General features: G+C 68.9%; 4 protein-coding genes. 3 read left to right on the forward strand and 1 reads right to left on the reverse strand.

What is annotated here, in order from left to right; translation table 11 throughout:
• The first annotated feature begins 119 nt into the window (after positions 1-119).
• From VBO01S_RS30900 to VBO01S_RS30910, 3 genes are all read left to right on the forward strand, one after another.
• Entirely contained in the window at positions 120-1,193 is a 1,074-nt protein-coding gene (locus VBO01S_RS30900; RefSeq protein ID WP_062482906.1) for an alpha/beta fold hydrolase, read from the forward strand.
• A 26-nt stretch (positions 1,194-1,219) separates the two neighbouring features.
• Complete coding sequence (locus VBO01S_RS30905) at positions 1,220-1,813, forward strand: GNAT family N-acetyltransferase (protein WP_062482909.1); 594 nt, start codon at positions 1,220-1,222, stop codon at positions 1,811-1,813.
• Positions 1,814-1,889: 76 nt separating this feature from the next.
• Positions 1,890-3,518 carry a peptide chain release factor 3 gene (locus VBO01S_RS30910; RefSeq protein WP_062482912.1) on the forward strand — a complete coding sequence of 543 codons (1,629 nt, stop codon included), beginning with the start codon at positions 1,890-1,892 and terminating at the stop codon, positions 3,516-3,518.
• Here VBO01S_RS30910 and VBO01S_RS30915 read toward each other — a convergent pair whose 3' ends face one another.
• The gene (locus VBO01S_RS30915) at positions 3,519-4,322 is read right to left on the reverse strand and encodes an ABC transporter permease (RefSeq protein WP_062482914.1); all 804 of its coding nucleotides are present in this window, start codon (positions 4,320-4,322) and stop codon (positions 3,519-3,521) included.
• Positions 4,323-4,358: the final 36 nt, after the last annotated feature.

Below are 4,358 nucleotides of genomic sequence, written 5' to 3' on the forward strand. Positions count from 1 at the left end.
GCAGCCACCGCCCCGCCCCGGCCGCGTCGCACCAAGCAGCCGCCCACGGCGGCGGCAGCGCCTGCCCCGGCCGCCAAGGCCGCCGTCCCCAAGAAACGCCCCGCTGGAAAGCGCCGCTCATGAGTGCGCCGCCCGACACCTTCCAGCTGCCCGACATCCGCGGCGAGATCGAGCGCACCATCCAGCGCAACATCAAGGGACTGGACTTCCTGACCTCGACCGCGCCCGCCGTCGGCCTCACGCCCAAGGACGAGATCCACCGGCGCGGCACGCTGAGCCTGTACCACTACCGCCCGATGGTCGACGAGATCTACCGCGTGCCGGTGCTCATGGTGATGGCCACCACCAACCGCGCCTACATCTTCGACCTCGCGCCGGGCCAGAGCATGGTCGAGTACCTGCTGCTCAAGGGCTACGACGTCTACGTGATGGACTGGAACGCGCCGCGCCCCGACGAGAAGCGCCTGCGCATCGAGGACTACGTGCTCGACTTCATTCCCGATTCGATCCGCCGCGTGCAGGAAGACTCGGGCGAGGACGACGTGACCATCGCCGGCTACTGCATGGGCGGCGTGCTCTCCACGCTGTACGCGGCGCTGCACCCCGGCGGGCCGATGAAGAACCTGGCGCTCTTCACCACGCCGATCGACTTCAGCCGCATGAAGCTCTTTCATGCGTGGTCCGACCGGCGCTACTTCGACGTCGACCGCCTCATCGACACCGTGGGCAACGTGCCGCCCGAGATGCTGTTCGCCTCCTTCGACATGCTGCGCCCCGCCGGGCGCGGTGCCGGGCTGGTGCAGCTGTGGGACAACATGGCCAACGACGAGTTCGTCAAGTCGTACCGCATGTTCGACCGCTGGGGCGCCGAGATGCTGCCGCTGGCCGGCGAGTACTTCCGCCAGACCGTGAAGGAGCTCATGTGGGACAACAAGCTGCACAAGGGCGAGCTGGTGCTCGGCGGGCGCCCCGTGCTGCTGAAGAACATCACCGTGCCTGTGCTGCATGCGCTGGCGCAGCACGACCACATCGTGCCCTACGAGGCGGGCCAGCCGCTGATCGCCGGCATCGGCTCCACCGACAAGGAAGAGGTGGTGCTCAAGGGCGGCCACGTGAGCCTGGCGGCCGGCACCAACGCCGTGCGGCGGCTGTGGCCCAAGCTCGACGAGTGGCTGGGCGTGCGCTCCACCTGACGAACACAACCATCGAACACCTTCCCATGACCGCACCTTCTTCCCGCACCTACCCGCGCACGGTCGCCCACGCGGACGGCGACATCGCCCTGCGCCTGATGACCGGCGCCGACGCGCCCGCCGTGCTGGCCTTTGCGCAGGCGCTGCCGGCACACGACCTGCTCTTTCTGCCGCGCGACATCACCGAGCCCAAGGTGATGGCCGCCTGGGTCCGCGCCATCGAGCGCGGCGACATCGACAGCGTGCTCGCCGTGCGCGACGGCGCCGTACTCGGTTGCGCCGCCGTCATCCGCGACCCGCACTCGTGGTCGGGCCATGTCGCCGAACTGCGCGTGCTGGTGTCGCCCGCGCTGCGCGGCGGCGGCCTGGGCCAGCAGCTGGCGCAGGAAGGCTGCGCGCTGGCCTTCGCCCACGGGCAGGAAAAGATCGTCGCCCAGATGACCGTCGACCAGCGCGGCGCCATCGCCGTCTTCCAGGCCCTGGGCTTCCGGCCCGAGGCCCTGCTGACCCGCCACGTGAAGGACCGCGAGGGCAAGGCGCACGACCTCGTGGTGCTGAGCCAGGACGCGGCGCAGGTCGAGGCGCAGATGCGGGCGTACGGGGTGACGGAGGCGTTTTAGGCCCATCGGCGGGGGATTGAGGGGGTTGGCGAGGCGGCCTCCTAAAATCGGGGGATTCCCCTGCAGATTGCCCACCTTGTCTTTTCTCGCCGAAACCCGCCGCCGTCGCACCTTCGCGATCATTTCCCACCCTGACGCCGGCAAGACCACGCTGACCGAAAAACTGTTGCTGTTCTCGGGCGCGATCCAGATCGCCGGCTCGGTGAAGGCGCGCAAGGCCTCGCGCCACGCCACCTCCGACTGGATGGAAATCGAGAAGCAGCGCGGCATCTCGGTGGCCTCGTCGGTGATGCAGATGGTGTACCGCGAGCACGTCATCAACCTGCTCGACACGCCCGGCCACAAGGACTTCTCGGAAGACACCTACCGCGTGCTCACCGCCGTCGACTCGGCGCTGATGGTGATCGACGCGGCCAACGGCGTGGAAGCGCAGACGCGCCGGCTGATCGAGGTCTGCCGCCAGCGCGACACGCCCATCATCACCTTCGTCAACAAGATGGACCGTGAAGTGCGTGAGCCGCTGGACATCCTGGACGAGGTGGAGCGCGAACTCGGCATGCCCTGCGTGCCCATGACCTGGCCCGTGGGCCAGGGCAAGAGCTTCCGCGGCATCATGAACCTGCGCACGCAGGCGATGACGGTGTTCGAGTCGGGCAGCGAGCGGCTGCCGCACGACTTCGAGACCATTCCGCTGAGCGAACGCGACACGCTCGTCAAGCGCTTCGGCGCCGACTTCGAGCACGCCATGGAAAGCATGGAACTGGCCACCGGCGCCTCGCCCACCTGGGACCGCGAGGCCTTCCTGGCCGGCAAGCAGACGCCCGTGTTCTTCGGCTCGGGCGTGAACAACTTCGGCGTGATGGAAGTGCTCGACGCGCTGGTCGACCTGGCGCCCTCGCCGCAGTCGCGCACCAGCACCACGCTGGTCAACCGCCAGCCGGTGGTGAAGGAGATCCAGCCCGAGGACAAGGACTTCGCGGGCGTGGTCTTCAAGGTGCAGGCCAACATGGACGCCAACCACCGCGACCGCATCGCCTTCGTGCGCATGGCCTCGGGCAAGTACACGCCGGGCATGAAGCTGAAGGTGCAGCGCACCGCGAAGGAGCTGCGCCCCACCAGCGTCGTGACCTTCATGAGCCAGCGCCGCGAGGCGGTGGAAGAGGCCTACGCGGGCGACATCGTGGGCTTCACCACCCACGGCGGCGTGCAGCTGGGCGACACCATCACCGACGGCGCGAACCTGCAGTTCACCGGACTGCCCTTCTTCGCGCCCGAGCTGTTCATGACCGTGATCCTGAAGAACCCGCTGCGCACCAAGCAGCTGCAGCAGGGCCTGGCCCAGCTGGGCGAAGAAGGCGCGATCCAGGTCTTCCGCCCCGAGGTCGGCGGCCCGATGCTGCTGGGCGCGGTCGGCCAGCTGCAGTTCGAAGTGGTGCAGCACCGCCTGAAGGCCGAGTACGACGCCGACGTGCGGCTCGAAGGCTGCCAGTACACGGGCGCGCGCTGGATCACGGCCGACACCCCGGCCGAGCTGCGCGAGTTCGTCCACGCCTACCCGGTGCGCATGGCCAAGGACGCGGCCGACACGCTGGCTTTCCTGTGCACCTCGCCGTACGACGTGCGGCTGGCGCAGGAGCGTTTTCCGAAGATCCACTTCCATCCGCTGCGCGAGCACGCGGGGCTGGCGCTGCAGAGCGCCGGCTGATCAGCTGCCCGACGAGGTGTAGTGGCGCAGCCCGAGGCGCCACGCACCGAACGCCGCCGCGAGGAACACGAAGCCCGCGAGCGGCGACACCCACCCCACCCAGGCCGGCGCGCCCAGCGGATCGGGCTTGCCCAGGATCGCCAGCACCGGGTAGTACGCCACGCAGGCCAGCGGCACGATGAAGGTCAGCACGCGGCGGAACCACTGCGCATAGAGCGCCAGCGGGTACTGCGCCGCCTGCACGCCGCCGTAGGTGAGCACGTTGGCGATCTCCAGGCTCTCGACGGTCCAGAACGACAGCGTGCCCTGCAGCACGAGGATGCCGAGGAACAGCGCGATGCCGCCGGCCAGGGCGAACATTGCGATTGCCACGGCGCTGGGGGTCCACGCGATGTCGGCCTGCACGGTCGCAAAGGCCAGCACGAGCAGGCCCTGCAGCAGACGGCCCAAGCGGCTGATGCGCACGTCGTGGCCCATGAGCTGCAGCGCAAGCGGGCGCGGGCGCAGCAGCAGCCGGTCGAAGGTGCCGGTGCGCAGGAACTCGGTGCCCAGCACGTCGAAGCCGCGGCCCAGTGCATCGGCAAGGGCGAACATGCAGTTCACGAGGCCGTAGAACAGCGCGACCTCGCCGATGCCCCAGCCCTGCACCTCGCCGAAGCGATGGAACAGCGCCCAGACGGCGACGACCTCGATGCCTGTGCCGAGGAACTGGCCGAGGGTCAGCAGCAAGGCTGACGCGGGGTACCTGGCCTGGCCGCTGATGGAAGCGGCCATGAGGCGGAAGAACAGAGGAAGTGCGCCCATCTTCAGTGGCCCTCGCCGCTGTTCAGGGCGCGTGCA

The organism is Variovorax boronicumulans NBRC 103145, assembly GCF_001591345.1.
GTDB classification, from domain to species: domain Bacteria; phylum Pseudomonadota; class Gammaproteobacteria; order Burkholderiales; family Burkholderiaceae_C; genus Variovorax; species Variovorax boronicumulans.